The organism is Streptomyces sp. NPDC001100 (assembly GCF_053598575.1).
In genome coordinates this window covers 12,973-31,145 of the sequence record NZ_JBSFKO010000017.1, presented here as the reverse complement: position 1 = coordinate 31,145, position 18,173 = coordinate 12,973, and the positions used below count along the sequence as shown (strand labels likewise).

Below are 18,173 nucleotides of genomic sequence, written 5' to 3'. Positions count from 1 at the left end.
GTCTGACGATCCATCAGATACGAGGACTGAATACCAGTTCCGGTCGATGGAGTCCACGTATAGTGGCCGGAAGGCGGCGATTGGGGAGTCCATGACGTCCACGGGTCAGGTCCACGACCACGGCGGCGGTGTTCGTTCCATCGAAGTCCCCATCCCCGACAACCCACTTGGGACCACGCTCGTCTACGTCGTCGACACCGACCGCGGCCCGGTCCTGGTCGACACCGGCTGGGACGACCCGGCCTCCTGGGACACCCTCGTCGCGGGCCTCGACGCCTGCGGTACGGGGGTGGGCGAGGTGCACGGCGTGATCGTCACCCACCACCACCCCGACCACCACGGCCTGTCCGGGCGGGTGCGCGAGGCGTCCGGGGCATGGCTCGCGATGCACGCGGCGGACACGGCGATCGTACGGCGGGCCCGTTCGACGGAACCGGGCCGCTGGCTGACGTACATGACCGCGAAGCTCGCGGCGGCCGGTGCCCCCGAGGAACACCTGGCCCCGCTCCGGGCGGCCCGTCCGCGCAGCGTCCCCGGCCTCACGCCCGCGCTGCCCGACCGGGAGATCGTCCCCGGCGAACTCCTCCCCCTGGCCGGCCGCCGGCTGCGCGCGATCTGGACCCCGGGCCACACCCCGGGCCATGTCTGCCTGCACCTGGAGGAAGACCACCCGGCCCAACTACCCGGCCACGGACGTCTGTTCTCCGGCGACCACCTCCTCCCCGAGATCACCCCGCACATCGGCCTGTACGAGGACCCGGACGACACCACGATCGCCGACCCCCTCGGCGACTACCTCGACTCCCTGGAGCGGATCGGCCGTCTCGCGCCCGCCGAAGTACTCCCGGCCCACCAGCACACCTTCACCGACGCGCCCGGCCGCGTACGGGAGTTGCTCACCCACCACGAGGACCGGCTGACCGGACTGCTCGCCCTGCTCTCCGAACCGCTCACCGCCTGGCAGGTCGCGGAGCGGATGGAGTGGAACCGTCCCTGGGCACAGATCCCCTTCCCGTCGAGGAACATCGCGGTGTCCGAGGCGGAGGCGCATCTGCGGCGGCTGGTGAAGCTGGGCCAGGCGGAGGTCATGACGGGGAGCGAGCCGGTGACGTACGTGGCGGTGTAATTCGGTCGTGGGGCGAGGAGTGCGGCTGATACCAACGACCCCATGGACCTGGACCCTTTGCAGCGACTGCTCGCCGAACGTGCCTGCGAGCGCGTCGTCCTGGACTTCGTCCGCCGGCTCGATCTCGGTGAACCGTCCTCCGTCGCCGGGCTGTTCACCGAGGACGGCCGCTGGGAGTAGCCGGAGGGGGAGAGAGCGGTCGAGGGGCGGGAGGCGCTGCGGAAGTATTTCGGCGCCCGTCCCGCCGGCCGGCTCTCGCGCCGCCTGATGTCGAACGTCCTGGTCACCCTCACCTCCCCCGACACGGCGATCTCGACCGCGTACTTCACGACGTACCGCGTCGACGGCCACCACGGCGGGATGGTCCCCGCCGGTCCTCCGGTCCAGGTCGGTCACTACGAGGACACCTTCCGCCAGGTGGACGGGGATTGGCTGATCAGCACCCGCACCCTGTTCCTGCCGTTCGGCGGCCCCACCCCGCGTCACTGACTTCCGCGTCACCGGCTGATCGCCGCGTACGCGATCCCCTCGTCGTACGTCATCGCCAGGCCCGCCCGGTAGCCGTTCGTGTAGGCGGCGTCGCCGAGGTGTTCGCGGACGCGGAGTTCGCAGGTGCGGCGGGTGGCGATCAGGTCCGGGGAGTCCATCTGGGCGCGGCCGGTGAGCTCCCACAGGCGGGTGCCGATGCCGAGGAGGCGGGCGGCGCGGTGGGCGTCGCCGGTGCGGATGACGGCGGCGGCCAGCAGGTCGAGGGACATCGCGGCGCCGACGGTGTTGTGCAGCAGGGCGTGGCCTGCGATCGAGGTGCGGGCGCCGAGCACGGCCGCCGGTATGTCGCCGTGCGCCAGATCGGCCTGGGCGATCATGTAGTCCGCGAAGGCCCCGCACCAGAACTCGCCCTGTTTCCGGCTGGCCGTGCGCACCTCGTCGGCGACCTCACGGCCGCGCTCGAACTCGCCCCGCAGCACGTGGGCGAGGGACAGTGCGAGCCGGACCTGGAGCTGGGCGGCGCCGAACCCGTCGTCCTGAACGGGGAGTTGGGGTGCCGCGTCGAGGACGGTGATCGCCTCGGCCTGGCGGCCGGTGAGTGCCAGGTGACCGCCCCTGAGGTAGGCGGCGGCGACCTGGGCGACCGGGGAGTCCTGTTCGCGGGCCGCGTCGGCGCAGCGCACGGCCCAGTTGGCCGCCGCCTCCTGGTCGCCCTGGAGGAGGGCGACCGCGCCGCGCGCCCACAGGGCGAGGGTGCGGCCGGGGCCGGGCGGCGACTCCACGGCGAGGGCCTGGTCGAGGCAGTGCTGGGCCTCGCGGAGGTAGCCGCAGTGCCGCCACAGGAAGCCGACATGGCCGGCCATCTCCACGGCCGCCGACCAAGCGCGGTCCCTCTCGGCGGACGGGCCGCCGTCCGTCGCCCCGTCCGGGTCCGCGAGCGCGCAGTCGACGGCCGTACGGAGATTGGCGTGTTCGGTCAGCACACGCTCGCACCAGGCGACCTGCCGTCCGGTGTTCCACTCGGCGCAGCCCTCGCGGGCGAGGCGGGCGTAGTGGTCGCGGTGGCGCCGGCGTACGGCGCGTTCCTCGCCGAGGGCGTGCAGCCAGTCGGCGCCGTACTCGCGGACGGTGTCGAGCATGCGGTAGCGGGCCGAGATGACGGGGTCGGGCAGGACGATGGACTGGGCGACGAGCCGGTCGAGCAGCCCGGCGATCCGCTCCGGGGGCAGTGGGCCGCCCGCGCAGACCTGTCGGACGGCCCCCAGGGAGAAGCCGCCGCTGAAGACGGAGAGCCGCGCCCACAACAGCCGTTCGAGCGGAGCGCACAGCTCGTGGCTCCAGCCGATGGCGGTGCGCAGGGTCTGGTGGCGGGGCGGCCGTTCGCCCGGGGCGGAGACGAGCAGGTCGAGGGGCGAGGACGGGGCGGGTGTGCCCGGCGGCGCGGACGGGTCCGGCAGGGGCGGGAGTGTCGGCAGGCGTTCGCCGAGACGGGTGTGGAGCTGGTCGAGGGTCAGGTCGGTGAGGCGGGCGGCGGCGAGTTCGAGGGCCAGGGGGATGCCGTCGAGGCGGCGGCAGACGGCGACGGCGGTGGCGCGGGCGCCCGGGTCGTCGTCCCTCAGGGGGCGGCCGGCGGCCGCGGCGCGCTGGGCGAACAGGGCTACGGCGGCGCCGGCGTCCTCATCGACACCGGGGCGGCCGTCCACCGGCAGTGGTTCGAGGTGGAGTACCTCCTCGCCGGGCAGTGCGAGCCGTTCCCTGCTGGTGAGCAGGATGCGCAGGCCGGGCAGGCGGGAGCGCAGCGCGGCGGTGAACCTGGCGCAGTCGGCGAGGACGTGTTCGCAGGAGTCGAGGATCAGCAACAGCCTTCTGCCGTGGGCCCATTCGGTGATGACGTCGATCACCGGGCGCGTCGACTGGTCGGCGAGCCGGAGGCTCTCCATGACGGCGAGGTCCACGAGTCCCGAGGTGCGCAGGGGCGAGAGTTCGGTGAGCCAGACGCCGTCGGGGTAGGCGTCCCGGACCTGCGCCGCCGCGCGCAGCGCGAGCCGGGTCTTGCCGACTCCGCCGACCCCGACGACCGTCACCGGCCGGGCCGGTCCCCCGCCCGGGTCCAACGCGGCCCGCAGCCGCCCGAGTTCGGCGCCCCGCCCGACGAAACTGTGCGTCTCGGGCGGCAGATTCCCAGGCTTGGCCTGCCTGTTGGAGTTACCGGGGTCCCCGGGGGTGTGGGAGTCGCCTGGGTTCCCGTGGTCAGTCCTGTCCGGCACGAGGCCAGTGTGTCCGTACGTCACCGGCTCCATGCGCGGGTCCCGGAACGCGGCCCACGCATGCCCGGAAAAGTCGCCGTATCACCGGAATGGCAGCCGCTTCCGATCACCGTCCGTCCCGATTCGACGAGTTGTGATCGAGAGCCGGTCAACTCCCCCGTGCCACAGGTACGGAGCCGGGAATTCCGCGATCGTCGTGGAGTGAACGCGATGGACACGAACGCGATGGACGGGGGACGCCGCTTGCTCGTCGCACCGGTCGGCTGTCTGCTGGCGGCCACGCCGGGTCTGCTGATCGGCCGGGTGCAGCCGATCCTGCCGCTGCTGGCGATCGGGCCGCTGATGGCCGCCACCTTCCTCGGTGCCCGCCGTACGCTCCTGGTCTGCTGCTGGACGGTGCTGCTCGCGCTGGCGGCGGGGCTCGGCTCGGGGGCACAGCTGAACACCGGTTTCGCCGTCCGCTGGGGCGGGCTGCTCCTCGGCTGCGTGTGCAGTGTGTACGCGGCGAGACAGCGCGGCCGGCTGCGGGAACGGCTCGCGGAGGCGCGGGAGGTGGCCCGGATCACCCAGGAGGCGATCCTGCGGCCGGTCTCCCGCACCCTCTCCGGCACCCATGTCAGCACCCGCTACCACTGCGCGCACCGCGAGTCCTCGGTCGGCGGCGACCTGTACGACCTCGCGGTGACGCCGTACGGCCTGCGGGTGCTGGTCGGGGACGCGCGCGGGCACGGGCTCGACGCGCTGCGGACGGCCGCCGACACCCTCATCGGGTTCCGTGAACTCGCCTACACGGCACCGGACTTGACGACCCTCGCGAAGGCACTGGACGCCCGGCTCGCCCCCGGTCTCGGCCCCGAGGACTTCGTCACGGCGGTGCTGGCCGAGTTCGGTCCCGGCGAGGTGCGGCTCGTCAACTGCGGCCATCCGGCGCCCCTGCGCTCCGGACAGCGCCTCGAACTCCTCGAACCCCGGGTCCCCGCACCGCCGTTGGGCCTGCGCCCCGACCCGCGGCAGTACCGGGTCCGCCTCCAGCCCGGCGACCGCCTCCTGCTCTACACGGACGGCCTCACCGAGTCCCGCGCCCTCGACGGCACCCCGTTCGCCCTGCTCACCGAGTGCGCGACGGCGCTGAGCGAACCGACGCCGGACGCGGCGCTGCACGCGCTCTACGAACGACTGCTCGCCCACGCCGGCGGCCCGCCCACCGACGACCTGGCCCTGGTCCTGTGCCAGCCGACGGGGGTGACGGCGCCGGTGCGGGTCTGAGGCCGGCCCCCGTCACCAGCCCCGGCTCAGCCCAACTTGTCGAGCAGGTCGGCCAGTTCGGCCGGCTTGGTGACCATGCAGTCGTGGCCGGACTCCAGTTCCCACACCTGGGCCGGGGTGCCGTTGGGCTGGATCGCGGGGACCGGCCGCCGCTCGAAGCCCTCCGGTTCGCTGCCCACGCAGTGGATGTGGGTGCGGGGGATCGAGCGCGCGGCCGGGTTGTCCAGCCGTACCGGCTGCTGGAGGCAGCGCGCCGACTGGTCCGAGAGCGTGGTCCGCAGCCAGGCGATGTCCGCGGGGTCGGTGACCCCGAACAGGCCCCCGGGCGGCGGCAGTTCGGGCAGCGGCGGAATCCGCCAGCCGGTACCCGAACTCACCGCCATGTCGATCAGCAGTTGCGTCACCGGCATGATGTCGATCGCGCTCTCCCCGTCCTCCGGGACCATCGCGTCGAGGTAGACCAGTTGGGCGATCCGGTCGGGGACCCGGTCGGCGGCCGATGCGACGACCAGCCCGCCGTAGCTGTGCCCGACGAGGATCACCTCGGTGAGGTCCTCCACCGTGATGAGCCCGACGACGTCGTCGACATGTGTGTCGAGGCCGACGTCGGGGCCGAGCAGCCGCGCCTTGTCGCCGTGGCCGGTCAGCGAGGGCGCGAACACCCGGTGTCCGGCCGCCGTCAGCAGCGGGACCACGCGCTGCCAGCTTTCTCCGCTGTGCCAGGCACCGTGCACCAGTAGGTATGTGGACATGGCTGTTGCTCCTCGCTGTGGTGGCCGGCGTCGCCGATCAGCACGCCACCGGTGACGCTGCCGCCCGGCCCAGGCCCCAGCCAGGGCCCCCGCGCCCCTGGGGGTGACAGGACCAGGCACGCGCGCGGCGGCCGACTTACAGTGCGGGGATGGCCGGTGAACCGAATCTGCTGGGCGAGTACGTGCGTGCCCGCCGCGAACTCGTCACCCCCGAACAGGCCGGTATCCCCGCCTACGGGGTACGGCGGGTGCCGGGCCTGCGCCGGGAGGAGGTCGCGCTGCTCGCCGGTATCAGCGCCGACTACTACCTGCGCCTGGAGCAGGGCCGCGACCGCAACCCCTCCGTGCAGGTCCTGGAGTCCATCGCCCGGGTGCTGCGGCTGGACGAGGACGCGACGGCCCATCTGCTGCGGCTGGGCGCCGCGCAGCCCAGGCGCCGCCGGCCCCGCCCGGTACGGGAGACCGTGCCCGAAGGGATCGCCAAGCTCCTCGTCACGCTCCCGCTCCCCGCGCTGGTGGAGGGCCGCTACTTCGACGTCCTCGCCGCCAACTCCCTGGCGACCGCGCTGTCCCCGCGCTTCGCCGCCGGTTCCAACCGGCTGCTGTCCCTCTTCCTCGACCCGGCCGAGCAGGCGCTCTACCCGTACTGGGAGAGCGCGGTCGGCGGCATGGTCGCCGCGTTCCGCGAGGCCGTGGGCCCCGACACGGACGACCCCCGGTTCATCGAGCTGGTCGGCGAACTCTCCCTCGCCAGCCCGCTGTTCAGCCGACTCTGGGCCCGCCACGACGTACAGGCCTGCGAGGCCGCGCCGAAGTACATCGCCCACCCCCAGGTCGGCGGCCTGGAGCTGAACCGGGAGCGGCTGAGCATCGACGGCGTACCGGGCCAGACCCTGGTCGTCTACCACCCGGACCCCGACACCGACGCCGCCGGGAAGCTGGCCCTCCTCGCGTCCATGACCCGGACACCCGACGCCGGCCGTACCCGGTCCGAGGTGACCGGCTAGGACCGTGCGGCGCCTGGGTCTTCGACTCGTCGAACCCCGTCCGTCACAGCACAACTGACGCCGCTCCCCTGGGAGTCGGCGTCGCGAACAAGGCGGTTGAGGTGCCGGCCGGCAACCCTGCCGGTACGGCACATCGCCCGGGTGCCGTCAGTCGCGGTAGCGCGGCGCGGGCGGGTAGAAGTCGCCGTAGGGGCCCAGCCACCGTTCGTGCAGGGCGCGTAGCGTGCCCGAGGTGCGCAGGTGCGCGAGGACGCCGTTGACGAAGCGGACGAGTTCGGGCGTCGTCTTCGGTACGGCGATTCCGTGCGGCTCGTAGGTGAACCGCGGTCCGGTGACGCGGGTGGCGGGGTCCTGGGCGCTCAGTCCGGCGAGGACGTTGTCGGTGGTCGACACGGCGGCCACCTCGCCCTGTTGCAGCAGCAGGAGGCAGTCGGTCCAGTCGGAGACGGTCACCGGCCGCACCGCCGGGCGGGCGCGTCGCAGCTCGGTCAGTGAGGTGGTGCCCCGGGCCGTGCACACCTTCTGTCCGGCGAGATCGGCCAGGGTCTTCACCGGGGAGGTGTCGGTGACGAGGACGCGCTGCCCCGAGTCGAGGTAGTCGCTGCTGAACAGCACCTGCTGCATGCGCTCGCAGGTGATCGTCATGGAGTGGACGACGAGGTCGACCTGACCGCGTTGCAGTATCCCGATCCTCTGCGCGGACGGCACGGCCTTGAACTGCACCCGGTCCGGCCGCCCGAACAGCGCGCGGGAGATCTCCCGCACCAGGTCGATGTCGAGCCCGTCCAGCTGCCCGGTGTCGGAGTCGCGGTAGCCGAAGAGATAGGTGTTCTGGTCCACTCCCACGATCAGCCGCCCCCGGGCGACGATCCGCTCCATCGCCGTACCGCTGGGCATCCTGCCGCCGGGCGTCGGCATGTGGGCGAGCGGTCTCAACGACCGCAGCGGATCACAGCTCGCGCCGGCCGCCGCGGATGCGCTCGCGGACGCGGACGCGCTGACGGTCGACGCGGACGCGCGCACCCCGGCGGCCGAACGGCGTTGCGGTACGGCCGAGTCGGCGCAGGACACCGTCAGCGCCAGTACCGCGACCGACGCCACGACCCCGGCAACCAGCCGCCGGCGAAAGGGGACGACGGCACCACCCGACAAACCGCCTTCTTCCCCACGTGCCCGAAGTTCCCTCACACTGCCCCGCAGCCCTCGGAACCCATCCGAAGACGCCGTCCGGCGCCCCGGCCCCTCACGCGCTCGTCGGTGGTGACGCGTTCACGTTGATTCACGGTTCCCGAGGAGACGCGAGCGACCGGATCAACTCCTCTGCGGCACCGAGGAGTTCGACCTCGCGCGGAGTCATCGTCGGGTTGGCCGCGCGCCTCCGCCGGGCTTCCGCCAGCCCCGCCTCCGTGAGGTCGGCGGGGTCGGCGAGGAGTGCGGCGAGCACCGCGCGGGCCGGCTCGGCGATCGGCTGGTCGTCCACGGCGACCTGGGCGAGGATGATCGCGGAGAGACCCCAGTCGAGCCCGGGGTCGCCGTCCTCCGCGGTGCCCCAGTCGATGACGCGGGGACCGGCCGGGGTGAGCATCACGTTCTCCGGGTGGAGGTCGAGATGCAGGACGCGGGTGCCGGGGCGCCGGCCGGGTATCGCGTGCAACTGCCGTAGCAGCGCGGCGAGTACGGTCCCCGCCTCCCGCACGTCGATCGAGCCCGCGACAAGGGCCTCCAGCATGGTGGGCCCGGCCAGCCGTTCCATCACCAGGTCGGTGCGCGAAGTGACCGAGGTGACCGAGTCCTCCGGCCTTACCCGGGGCACGGGGTAGCCGTACGCGCGCACATGCTCCATCACCGCGCCCTCGGCCGCCGCGTCCCCCCAGTCCTCCCGGTTGCGGCGGAGTACCCACTCCCCGTCGATCTCGTACACGTCCGCGGTACGGCCGGAGCCGAGCAGCTTCCCCGTCGTCGACATGGCCAGAACCTACCGGAACGGGTGGACCGGGCACCCCCTCCCCACAGCCGATGCCCAGGCTGGCCGTAGAGTGACCGCGTCGTCATCACACCCGTACGGGGGGAAGCCGGTGCAATTCCGGCGCTGACCCGCAACCGTGATCCGGTCCTCGGCCACCTCCGGGACCGGTGAGCCGGACCGCCCCGCACGGTACGTGACCGGCTCATACGCACCGTCGAGGAATACGGAGCCGAGCCGCCCGGGGGTGTTCCCGTGCTGCCGTGCTCCCCACAGGGGAAGGCATTCGCCGATCATGAACGTCCGCCGCAGCGCCACGGCTCTGGCCGCCGGCATCACCGTCACAGTGATCGCCGCGGCACCCGCCGTCGCCGGTCCGTCGCCGTCCCCGTCCGTGGCGATACCCGCCGGGCTCTACGGCACCTCCGACCCCACCTACGACGGCGTCTGGCGCCAGTCCCTCGCCCTCCTCGCGCAGGACGCCGTGGGTGTGCAGCCCGCCGACAAGGCGGTGGCGTGGCTGGCCGGGCAGCAGTGCGCGAACGGCGCCTTCGCGGCGTTTCGGGCCGACCCCGGCAAGGCGTGCGACGCGAAGGTCATGGTCGACACGAACAGCACGGCCGTCGCCGTACAGGCCCTCTCGACGCTGACCGTCTCCTACGACGCCCAGGTGGCCAAGGCCGTCAAGTGGCTGAAGTCCGTCGAGAACACCGATGGCGGCTGGGGGTACTCCCCCGGCGGGGCCAGTGACGCGAACTCCACCGCCGTCGTCATGGGTGCGCTCGGCGACGCCGGAGTGACCGTGCCGAACATCCGCAAGGACGGGAAGTCGCCCTACGACGCCCTCCGGAAGCTCGCGCTGCCCTGCGACGACGGCACGGACGCGGGCGCCTTCGCCTACCAGCCCGACAAGAAGGGCAAGCTCTTCGCCAACGCGGACGCGACCGCCGCGGCCGTGCTCGGGATGTCCGGCCAGTCGCTGGCCGGCAGCCGGCAGGACGACGCCGGCTCGCCCGCCAAGTGCGAGAAGCCCGGCGCCGATCCCGAGCAGTCGGCGATCAACGGCGCCGCGTGGCTCGCCGAGGCCATGGCGAAGGACGGGCACCTGACCTCCGCGCTCCCCGGCGCCAAGCCCCGGCCCGACTACGGCAACACGGCCGACGCGATCGTCGCCCTGTCCTCCCTCGGCCTGCACGACCAGGCCGCGAAGCCGCTGCGCTGGCTGGAGACCCACGCCAGGTCATGGGCCGCGCAAGGCGGTCCGGCCGCCTACGCGCAGCTCGTCTTCGTCGCGACCACCGCGAAGGGCGCCGACGTCCACGACTTCGGCGGCCAGAACCTCGTCACCCTGCTGAACGCGACCGGCCCGACCCCCGCGCACATCGAGGAACCGGTCACCGCAGGCCCGGTGCAGAAGGCGGCATCCGACGACAACGACGGTTCCCCGAACGTCGCCTGGACCGTCGGCGGCGCGCTCCTCGCCGTCGCCGCAGCCGGTTTCGTCCTGGTCGCCCGCAACCGCAAGCGCGGACGGCAGCAGTGATCCGCCGCCCCTCCCTCACCCTCCTCCTCGCCGCACTCCTGCTCGCCCTCACCGCCAACTCCCCCGCTCAGGCGGCCGGTTACCGCTACTGGTCCTTCTGGGACCGCACCGGCACCCACTGGACCTACGCCACCCAGGGCCCCTCCACCACCCGCCCCGCCGACGGCGACGTCCAGGGCTTCCGCTTCGCGGTGAGCAAGGACTCGGCGGACGCGAAGCAACCCCGGGGCCCAGCACCCGACTTCGCGACCATCTGCGCCAACTCCCCGGCCGTGGAAGGGAAGAAGCGCGTCGCTCTCGTCGTCGACTTCGGTACGCGGTCCGACGCCCCGTCCGGCGAAACCCCACCCGCCGCCCGCACCGCCTGCGCCACCGTGTCCCCCGACGCGACGACGGCGGAGGCCCTGGCAACGGTCGCAAAGCCTCTGCGCTACGACACGAACGCCCTGTTGTGCGCGATCGCGGGGTATCCGGAGCAGGGTTGCGGCGAGCAGATCACCGCAGAACACCACGACGGCCCCTCGGTGGGCATACTCGCGGGCGCGACAGCGATCGCCCTCCTGGCAGCGGCAGCGGTCTGGCAAACCCGCAGGCACAAACATGCCTAGCAGCAACCCCCTCAAGGGGCGCGGGGAACTGCGCGACCAGCCACGACGGCGCCGCACCCGCCGAGCGACAGACCGCGGCAGTTCCTCCCGCGCCCCCAACCCCACCAACGTCACCCACCCCGGCGCCTGGTGGGCCTGGTCCCTCGGCCTGGCCACCGCCGCCACCCGCACCACCAACCCCCTCCTCCTCGCCCTCCTGATCACCGTCACGGCCTACGTCGTGGCAACCAACCGCTCCCCCGCCCCCTGGTCCCGCTCCTACACCGCCTTCGCGAAACTCGCCCTCGCCGTGCTCCTCATCCGCCTCCTCTTCGCGATCGCCCTCGGCTCCCCCGTCCCCGGCACCCACACCCTCCTCACGCTCCCCGAAGTCCCGCTCCCCCACTGGGCACAGGGCATCCGCCTCGGCGGCGAGGTCACCGCGGAGGGCCTGGCCTTCGCGTTCTACGACGGCCTGAAGCTGGCCACGTTGCTGATCTGCGTAGGCGCGGCGAACGCCCTCGCGAACCCGGCCCGGCTCCTCAAGTCCCTGCCGGGCGCGTTGTACGAGACCGGCGTCGCGGTGGTCGTCGCGCTCACCTTCGCCCCGAACCTCGTCGCGGACGTCCAGCGCCTGCGTGCCGCCCGCCGCCTCCGGGGCCGCCCCGACCGGGGCCTGCGCGGTCTGCTCCAGGTCGGACTCCCGGTCCTGGAGGGCGCGTTGGAGCGCTCGGTCGCCCTCGCCGCCGCGATGGACGCGCGCGGATACGGTCGTACGGCACAGGTGCCCGCCTCCGTACGGCGGACGACGACCGCCCTCACGCTCGGCGGGCTGCTGGGCGTGTGCGCGGGAACGTACGGGCTGCTCACCGCCGAAGGCGGGGTCTATGGGCTGCCGTTGCTGCTCGCCGGGGTGGTCGCCGCGGCGGCGGGGCTGCGGCTGGGCGGCCGCCGTACGCTGCGCACCCGGTACCGCCCCGACCCGTGGAACGCGCGGGCGTGGCTGGTCGCGGGCTCGGGCGCCGCGGTCGCCGCGCTGCTGACGCTCGCCTCCGTCCGCGACCCCGGCGCACTCACTCCCGGGGTGGTGCCACTGGTCGCGCCGACCCTTCCCCTCTGGCCGGCGGCCGCCGTACTGCTGGGCCTGGCCCCCGCGTTGCCCACTTTCAAGGAGCCGTCGTGATCCGCTTCGAGGATGTCTCCGTGACGTACGAAGGCACGGCCCAACCGGCCGTCCAGGGACTCGACTTCGAGGTCCCGGAAGGTGAACTCGTGCTACTCGTCGGCCCGTCGGGGGTCGGCAAGTCCACGGTGCTCGGCGCGGTGAGCGGACTCGTCCCGCACTTCACCGGCGGCACCCTGCGCGGCCGGGTCACGGTCGCCGGCCGTGACACCCGCACCCACAAGCCGCGTGAACTCGCCGACGTGGTGGGCACGGTGGGCCAGGACCCGCTCTCCCACTTCGTGACGGACACGGTCGAGGACGAACTCGCCTACGGCATGGAGTCGTTGGGCCTCGCCCCGGAGGTGATGCGCCGCCGTGTCGAGGAGACCCTCGATCTGCTGGGCCTCGCCCGACTGCGCGACCGCCCCCTCGCCACCCTCTCCGGCGGCCAGCGACAGCGCGTCGCGATCGGCTCGGTGCTCACCCCGCACCCCCGGGTCCTCGTCCTCGACGAACCGACCTCGGCCCTGGACCCGGCCGCCGCCGAGGAGGTACTCGCGGTCCTCCAGCGCCTGGTCCACGACCTCGGGACCACGGTCCTGCTGGCCGAACACCGCCTGGAGCGCGTCGTCCAGTACGCCGACCAGGTCGTCCTGCTCCCGGCCCCGGGTGCGGCGCCGGTCCTCGGCACCCCGGCGGAGGTGATGGCGGTGTCCCCCGTGTACCCCCCGGTCGTCGCCCTGGGCCGCCTGGCCGAGTGGACGCCGTTGCCCCTCACCGTGCGGGACGCGCGGCGCCGGGCGGACGGGCTGCGGGAGCGCCTGGCCGGACGGGAACCGGACCGTGGCGCAACCCCGTTCACCGGCCAGCTCCCCAACTCCCGGCCACCGAGCTCCCGTTGGCGCGCACGCAAGCAGACGGCCCCAACTCCCGCCCGCACAGCGGAAGTCCGCGCCCTCTCCGTCCGCCGCGCCGGCATCGACGCCCTCCGCCGCGTCGACCTCACCCTCGCCCCCGGCGAGACCGTCGCCCTCATGGGCCGCAACGGCGCCGGCAAGTCCACGCTCCTCAACACCCTCGTCGGTCTGGTCGCGCCCACCTCCGGAACGGTCCAGGTCGGCGGTCTCACCCCGCATCGCACGGCGCCCCGGGACCTCGTACGCCGGGTGGGTCTGGTCCCGCAGGAACCCCGTGACCTGCTGTACGCCGACACGGTCGCCGCCGAGTGCGCCGCGGCCGACGCGGACGCGGGCGCCGAGCCGGGTACCTGCCGCGCCCTCGTCTCCGATCTGCTCCCCCATGTGACCGACGACATCCACCCGCGCGATCTCTCCGAGGGGCAGCGCCTCGCGCTCGCCCTCGCGATCGTGCTCACGGCCCGGCCGCCCCTCCTCCTGCTCGACGAGCCGACCCGGGGTCTCGACTACGCGGCCAAGTCCCGCCTGGTCACGATTCTGCGCGCGCTCGCGACCGAGGGTCACGCGATCGTCCTGGCCACCCATGACGTGGAGCTCGCCGCCGAACTGGCCCACCGGGTCGTCCTCCTCGCCGAGGGAGAGGTGATCGCGGACGGCCCGACCGCGGAGGTGGTCGTGGCGTCCCCGTCCTTCGCCCCGCAGACGACGAAGATCCTCGCCCCGCAGCAGTGGCTGACCGTCGCCGAGGTACGGGAGGCCCTGACATGAGGGAGACAAGGGGTATGAGGGGCATGAGGCCGATCCCCTTCACTCCCCGCTCCGCCGCCGCCCTCACCCTCGTCACCGTCACCGGGATCGCCGCCTTCACCTGGCCCTTCCTCGCCCCGCCCGGCTCCCAGGTCGCCGCGCACTCGCAGGACGCGCCCTGGCTCTTCGCCGGCCTGCTCGTCCTGCTCGTCGCCGTCGCCGCCGCGGCGATCTCGGAGTCCGGGCTCGGCCCGAAAGCCGTGGCCATGCTGGGCGTGCTCGCCGCGACCGGCGCAGCCCTCCGCCCCGTCGGCGCCGGTACGGCCGGTATCGAGCCGATGTTCTTCCTGATGGTGCTGAGCGGACGGGTCCTGGGACCCGGTTTCGGATTCGTGCTCGGCAACGTCACGATGTTCGCGTCGGCGCTGCTGACCGGCGGGGTCGGCCCGTGGCTGCCGTTCCAGATGCTGGCGATGGGCTGGTTCACGATGGGCGCGGGCCTGCTGCCGGGCCGGGAGCGGCTGCGCGGCCGTAGTGAGATCGCGGTGCTCGCCTGCTACGGCTTCCTCGCCGCGTTCGCCTACGGCACCGCGATGAACCTGGCGGGCTGGCCCTTCATGGGGGCGCTGGCCTCGTCGGTCGCCTTCGACCCGGGGGCGGCCGTGCCCGCGAACCTGGCGCGTTTCGTCGCGTACTGCGTGGCCACCTCGCTGGGCTGGGACCTGGGGCGGGCGGTCGTCACGGTCGCGCTGACGCTGACCGTCGGTCCGGCACTGCTGCGGGCGCTGCGCCGGGCGACCCGGCGGGCGGCCTTCGAGACGCGGGTCACTTTCGACGGACGAACCGGGTGAAGCGTCCCACATGACGCATGTCACCAACGATGTGGATTAGTAGGGTCAAATGGGTGTCATGCACGCGTCCGCATGCCCTCTGACCTGGGGCTTGAGAGCCACGTCACACAGTTGACGATTCACCCACATGCGACCACAACTAGTAAAAGGGGTCTTTGCGGACACGGATCGAGAGTGCTTCTGTGGAGCAGTCGCACGGCGCCGACGAGTCCTCACGGGCCTCGGCGCCGACGCCTTGCCGGGGCCGCGCCCCGCGTGACACCGGCAGGCATACGACGTCACTGTCCCCGAAGAAACAGGTTCTCCGTGTCCGTCTCCCGCATCGTCGCTCGCATCGCCTCCCCGAAGAAGGCCCTGACCGCCGCCGCTCTGGCCGCCGCCACCACCGGTCTGGTGCTGACCTCGGCTCCCGCTCAGGCCGCGACGACCTCCGCCTCCTCCGCCCAGGCGATCGCGCACAGGATGATCCCGAGCGCGGCGCAGTACAACGCGTTCAGCAAGATCGTCGAGCACGAGAGCGGCTGGAACGTCACCGCCACGAACTCCTCCTCCGGCGCCTACGGCCTGGTCCAGGCGCTGCCCGGTTCGAAGATGGCCTCGGCCGGCTCGGACTGGAAGACCAACCCCGCCACGCAGATCAAGTGGGGTCTGAACTACATGAACTCCCGCTACGGCTCCCCCGCCGCGGCCTGGAGCTTCTGGCAGTCCAACGGCTGGTACTGATCACCGGCCCACACACACGCACACGCGGCGGCGGCCCCCCGGCATCCCGGGGGGCCGCCGCTACATTGCGTTCATGGACCAGAACACGGACCAGAACACACGGCCCAAGCCCTACGACCGTGAGGCGCGCGGACTCCGGCTGGTGCCCGTGCTGCTCGGTCTGACCCTGGTGAGCGGGCTGATCGACGCCGTCAGCTATCTGGGCCTCGGGCACGTCTTCACCGCGAACATGACCGGCAATGTGGTGGTCCTCGGCTTCGCCGCCGCCGGGGCGCCCGGTTTCTCGGTGTCGCGCACCCTCACCTCGCTCGGCGCCTTCCTGGTGGGCGCGGCGGCCGGGGGCCGGATCGCGGTGCGGATGGACACCGGCTCGCGCCGCACCTGGGCCCGGGTGAGTCTCGGCGCGGAGGCGCTGCTCGTGGGCGTGGCCGCGGTGATCGCGTTCGTCGCGCCGGGCGACAGCGCCACCACGCACCCCTTGATCGCCCTCACCGCCTTCGCGATGGGTCTGCGCAACGCGGTGGTCCGCAAGCTCAGGGTCACCGACTTCACGACCACCACGGTCCTGACGATGACCCTGACCGGACTGGTCGCCGACTCGGTCGCGGGCGAGGGCCGGGGCCCCGGCACCTTCCGCCGCCTCTCGGCGGCCGTGGCGATGGCCGTAGGAGCGTTTTTCGGCGCGTGGCTGATCCTGCACCACGATCTGCGCTACCCACTTCTGCTCGCGGCCCTGGTCGCCGGGGTGTTCGCCGTGATCGCATCCGGACGGGAGTAGCCCAAAGCCCGGTCAAGAAGGCAGAATTCGTGCGTCTGAGTCCCACGATCAAGAGGATCGATCACACATGATCACGCTCACGAAGGAAGACGGTCCGGCGGATCTGGACGGAGTGACCCATCTGGAGATCGGGGCGTCCTGGGACCCCACCGTCGGCAGCAGCGGTGGCATCATCGGGAAGCTGCGGCAGAAGGCGGGTACCGACCTCGATCTGATCGCCATCGCGATGCAGGGCCAGGACCCGGTACGACTCGCGGGGCTCGACTCCGTGGACCCGCTGGGCAACGGCTCGCTGGTGCACAGCGGTGACAACCAGACCGGCAAGGGCGACGGCGACGACGAGACGGTGACCGTCGACCTCGCGCGGATACCCGGCAACATCACCTCGATCGTCTTCGTCGCCGCCGCCTACAAGAAGGGCAGTTCCTTCCAGAAGGCACGGAACATCGCCTTCAAGGTGTACGACGCGACCGGCGGCAGCACCCAGCAGGTCGCCGAGATCTGGCCCAACCTGCTCAGCAGCCACAACGGCTGCGCGGTCGCCAAGGCGGTCCGGGACGGCGCCAGTTGGAAGCTCCAGGTCATCAACGAGACCGGGAACATCAAGCAGGGGGACGAGCGGGAGCTCATGAAGTTCGCGGTACGGAAGTAGGCACGGTCACAGCGAGGACGGGCCGGCGGCGCCGGGATGCCGCCGGCCCGAGCTGTGTGCGCATCCTCAACCGGCGGTCACCTGAAGCTCCTTGACGCCGTTGATCCAGGCGGAGCGCAGCCGGCGCGGGTCGCCCGTCAGGGTCAGGTTGGGCATCGCGTCCGCGATCGCGTTGAAGATCAGGTCGATTTCGAGGACCGCGAGGGACTTGCCGAGGCAGTAGTGCGGGCCGCCGCCGCCGAAGCCGAGATGCGGGTTCGGGTCGCGCATGACGTCGAACTCGTCCGGGTTCTCGAAGACTTCGGGGTCGTGGTTGGCGGAGGCGTAGAAGATGCCGACGCGGTCGCCCTTCTTGATGTGCTTGCCGCCGAGTTCGGTGTCCTGGGTCGCCGTCCGCTGGAAGGCGTTGACCGGGGTGGCCCAGCGGACGATCTCCTCGGCGGCGGTCGAGGGACGCTCCCGCTTGTACAGCTCCCACTGCTCGGGGTGGGTGAGGAACGCGTGCATGCCGTGGGTGATGGCGTTGCGGGTCGTCTCGTTCCCGGCGACCGACAGCATGAGCACGAAGAAGCCGAACTCGTCGGAGTTCAGGTTGCCCTCGTCCTCGGCGGCGACCAGGGTGCTGACGATGTCGTGGGCCGGGCACTGCTTGCGTTCGGCGGCCATTCCCATGGCGTACGCGATGAGTTCGGCGGCGGACTCGGCGCCGACCTGCTCCGTGATCGCGTACTCGGGATCGTCGTAGGCGATCATCTTGTTGGACCACTCGAAGATCTTGACGCGGTCGTCCTGCGGGATGCCGATGAGTTCGGCGATGGCCTGGAGGGGCAGTTCGCAGGCGACCTCGGTGACGAAGTCGAAGGGGCCGGAGTGGGTGCGGGCGTTCGCCACGATGGCCTGGGCCCGGTTGCGCAGGCGTTCCTCCAGGGCGCGGATCGCGCGGGGGGTGAAGCCGCGCTGGACGATCTGGCGGACGCGGGTGTGTTCGGGCGGGTCCATGTTGAGCAGGATCAGCCGCTGGGCGTCGATCGATTCGCGCTCCATGTGCTCGTGGAAGCGGATGATCGCCGTGTTGAGGGTCGAGGAGAAGATCTCCGGGTGGGTGGAGACGTACCGGACGTCGGCGTGCCGGGTGACGGCCCAGTAGCCCTCGTCCTGGAACCCCGCGATGCCCGCGGGCTGCGGGATCCAGCGGACCGGTTCGGCCGCGCGCAGTTCGGCGAACTCCGGCAGGGGCACGCGGTGGTGGAGCAGATCGGGGTCGGTGAAGTCGAACCCTTCGGGCAACGCTGGACAGGGCATCGGCGCAACTCCCGTCATCTGACGGTCCATCAGGAACC

At 72.3% G+C, this 18,173-nt stretch carries 16 protein-coding genes, 1 pseudogene and 1 riboswitch; of the genes and pseudogenes, 12 read left to right on the top strand and 5 right to left on the bottom strand.

Translation table 11 applies throughout. From position 1 onward, the window contains the following. Window positions 1–91 precede the first annotated feature (91 nt). Both ACWDEW_RS24740 and ACWDEW_RS24735 read left to right on the top strand, forming a co-directional pair. Window positions 92–1,126 carry an MBL fold metallo-hydrolase gene (locus ACWDEW_RS24740; RefSeq protein WP_450515106.1) on the top strand — a complete coding sequence of 345 codons (1,035 nt, stop codon included), beginning with the start codon at window positions 92–94 and terminating at the stop codon, window positions 1,124–1,126. Between the two features lie 42 nt (window positions 1,127–1,168). Then, window positions 1,169–1,615, top strand: a pseudogene (locus ACWDEW_RS24735) (nuclear transport factor 2 family protein). Between the two features lie 8 nt (window positions 1,616–1,623). Here ACWDEW_RS24735 and ACWDEW_RS24730 read toward each other — a convergent pair. After that, on the bottom strand, window positions 1,624–3,882 hold the full coding sequence (locus tag ACWDEW_RS24730; protein WP_450515105.1) for an ATP-binding protein: 2,259 nt from the start codon (window positions 3,880–3,882) through the stop codon (window positions 1,624–1,626). A gap of 210 nt (window positions 3,883–4,092) precedes the next feature. Here ACWDEW_RS24730 and ACWDEW_RS24725 point away from each other — a divergent pair, with 210 nt between their 5' ends. Next, window positions 4,093–5,148, top strand: a complete 1,056-nt coding sequence (locus ACWDEW_RS24725; RefSeq protein ID WP_450515104.1) for a PP2C family protein-serine/threonine phosphatase — start codon at window positions 4,093–4,095, stop codon at window positions 5,146–5,148. A gap of 26 nt (window positions 5,149–5,174) precedes the next feature. Here the strand turns inward: ACWDEW_RS24725 and ACWDEW_RS24720 are convergent, their stop codons facing one another. Next, window positions 5,175–5,900, bottom strand: a complete 726-nt coding sequence (locus ACWDEW_RS24720; RefSeq protein ID WP_450515103.1) for an alpha/beta fold hydrolase — start codon at window positions 5,898–5,900, stop codon at window positions 5,175–5,177. A gap of 149 nt (window positions 5,901–6,049) precedes the next feature. Between ACWDEW_RS24720 and ACWDEW_RS24715 the strand changes: the two genes are divergently transcribed. Then, a complete protein-coding gene (locus ACWDEW_RS24715) occupies window positions 6,050–6,907 on the top strand; it encodes a helix-turn-helix domain-containing protein (protein WP_450515102.1) in 858 nt (285 codons plus the stop codon). A gap of 147 nt (window positions 6,908–7,054) precedes the next feature. Here the strand turns inward: ACWDEW_RS24715 and ACWDEW_RS24710 are convergent, their stop codons facing one another. After that, the gene (locus ACWDEW_RS24710) at window positions 7,055–8,008 is read right to left on the bottom strand and encodes a glutamate ABC transporter substrate-binding protein (protein ID WP_450515101.1); all 954 of its coding nucleotides are present in this window, start codon (window positions 8,006–8,008) and stop codon (window positions 7,055–7,057) included. A gap of 178 nt (window positions 8,009–8,186) precedes the next feature. Next, window positions 8,187–8,873: a phosphotransferase gene (locus ACWDEW_RS24705; protein ID WP_450515100.1), complete on the bottom strand. Its 687-nt coding sequence runs from the start codon at window positions 8,871–8,873 to the stop codon at window positions 8,187–8,189. 100 nt (window positions 8,874–8,973) lie between these two features. Then, window positions 8,974–9,052: riboswitch (cobalamin riboswitch) on the top strand. Window positions 9,053–9,165: 113 nt separating this feature from the next. Between ACWDEW_RS24705 and ACWDEW_RS24700 the strand changes: the two genes are divergently transcribed. From ACWDEW_RS24700 to ACWDEW_RS24665, 8 genes are all read left to right on the top strand, one after another. After that, window positions 9,166–10,413: a prenyltransferase/squalene oxidase repeat-containing protein gene (locus ACWDEW_RS24700; RefSeq protein ID WP_450515099.1), complete on the top strand. Its 1,248-nt coding sequence runs from the start codon at window positions 9,166–9,168 to the stop codon at window positions 10,411–10,413. Then, entirely contained in the window at window positions 10,410–11,021 is a 612-nt protein-coding gene (locus ACWDEW_RS24695) for an SCO2322 family protein (RefSeq protein ID WP_450515098.1), read from the top strand. Before ACWDEW_RS24700 ends, ACWDEW_RS24695 begins: the two co-directional genes overlap by 4 nt. Next, window positions 11,014–12,183 carry an energy-coupling factor transporter transmembrane component T gene (locus ACWDEW_RS24690; RefSeq protein ID WP_450515097.1) on the top strand — a complete coding sequence of 390 codons (1,170 nt, stop codon included), beginning with the start codon at window positions 11,014–11,016 and terminating at the stop codon, window positions 12,181–12,183. Before ACWDEW_RS24695 ends, ACWDEW_RS24690 begins: the two co-directional genes overlap by 8 nt. Next, complete coding sequence (locus ACWDEW_RS24685) at window positions 12,180–13,850, top strand: ABC transporter ATP-binding protein (protein WP_450515096.1); 1,671 nt, start codon at window positions 12,180–12,182, stop codon at window positions 13,848–13,850. The genes ACWDEW_RS24690 and ACWDEW_RS24685 overlap by 4 nt, the downstream gene beginning before the upstream one ends. A gap of 23 nt (window positions 13,851–13,873) precedes the next feature. Then, on the top strand, window positions 13,874–14,680 hold the full coding sequence (locus ACWDEW_RS24680; protein ID WP_450515095.1) for an ECF transporter S component: 807 nt from the start codon (window positions 13,874–13,876) through the stop codon (window positions 14,678–14,680). Window positions 14,681–14,986: 306 nt separating this feature from the next. Beyond that, window positions 14,987–15,403, top strand: coding sequence for an aggregation-promoting factor C-terminal-like domain-containing protein (locus tag ACWDEW_RS24675; RefSeq protein WP_450515094.1), 417 nt, complete (start codon window positions 14,987–14,989; stop codon window positions 15,401–15,403). 73 nt (window positions 15,404–15,476) lie between these two features. Then, window positions 15,477–16,181, top strand: coding sequence for a YoaK family protein (locus tag ACWDEW_RS24670; protein WP_450515093.1), 705 nt, complete (start codon window positions 15,477–15,479; stop codon window positions 16,179–16,181). 67 nt (window positions 16,182–16,248) lie between these two features. Continuing rightward, entirely contained in the window at window positions 16,249–16,833 is a 585-nt protein-coding gene (locus ACWDEW_RS24665) for a TerD family protein (RefSeq protein WP_381250708.1), read from the top strand. Window positions 16,834–16,899: 66 nt separating this feature from the next. Here the strand turns inward: ACWDEW_RS24665 and ACWDEW_RS24660 are convergent, their stop codons facing one another. Then, window positions 16,900–18,135: a cytochrome P450 gene (locus ACWDEW_RS24660; protein WP_450515092.1), complete on the bottom strand. Its 1,236-nt coding sequence runs from the start codon at window positions 18,133–18,135 to the stop codon at window positions 16,900–16,902. Window positions 18,136–18,173 lie beyond the last annotated feature (38 nt).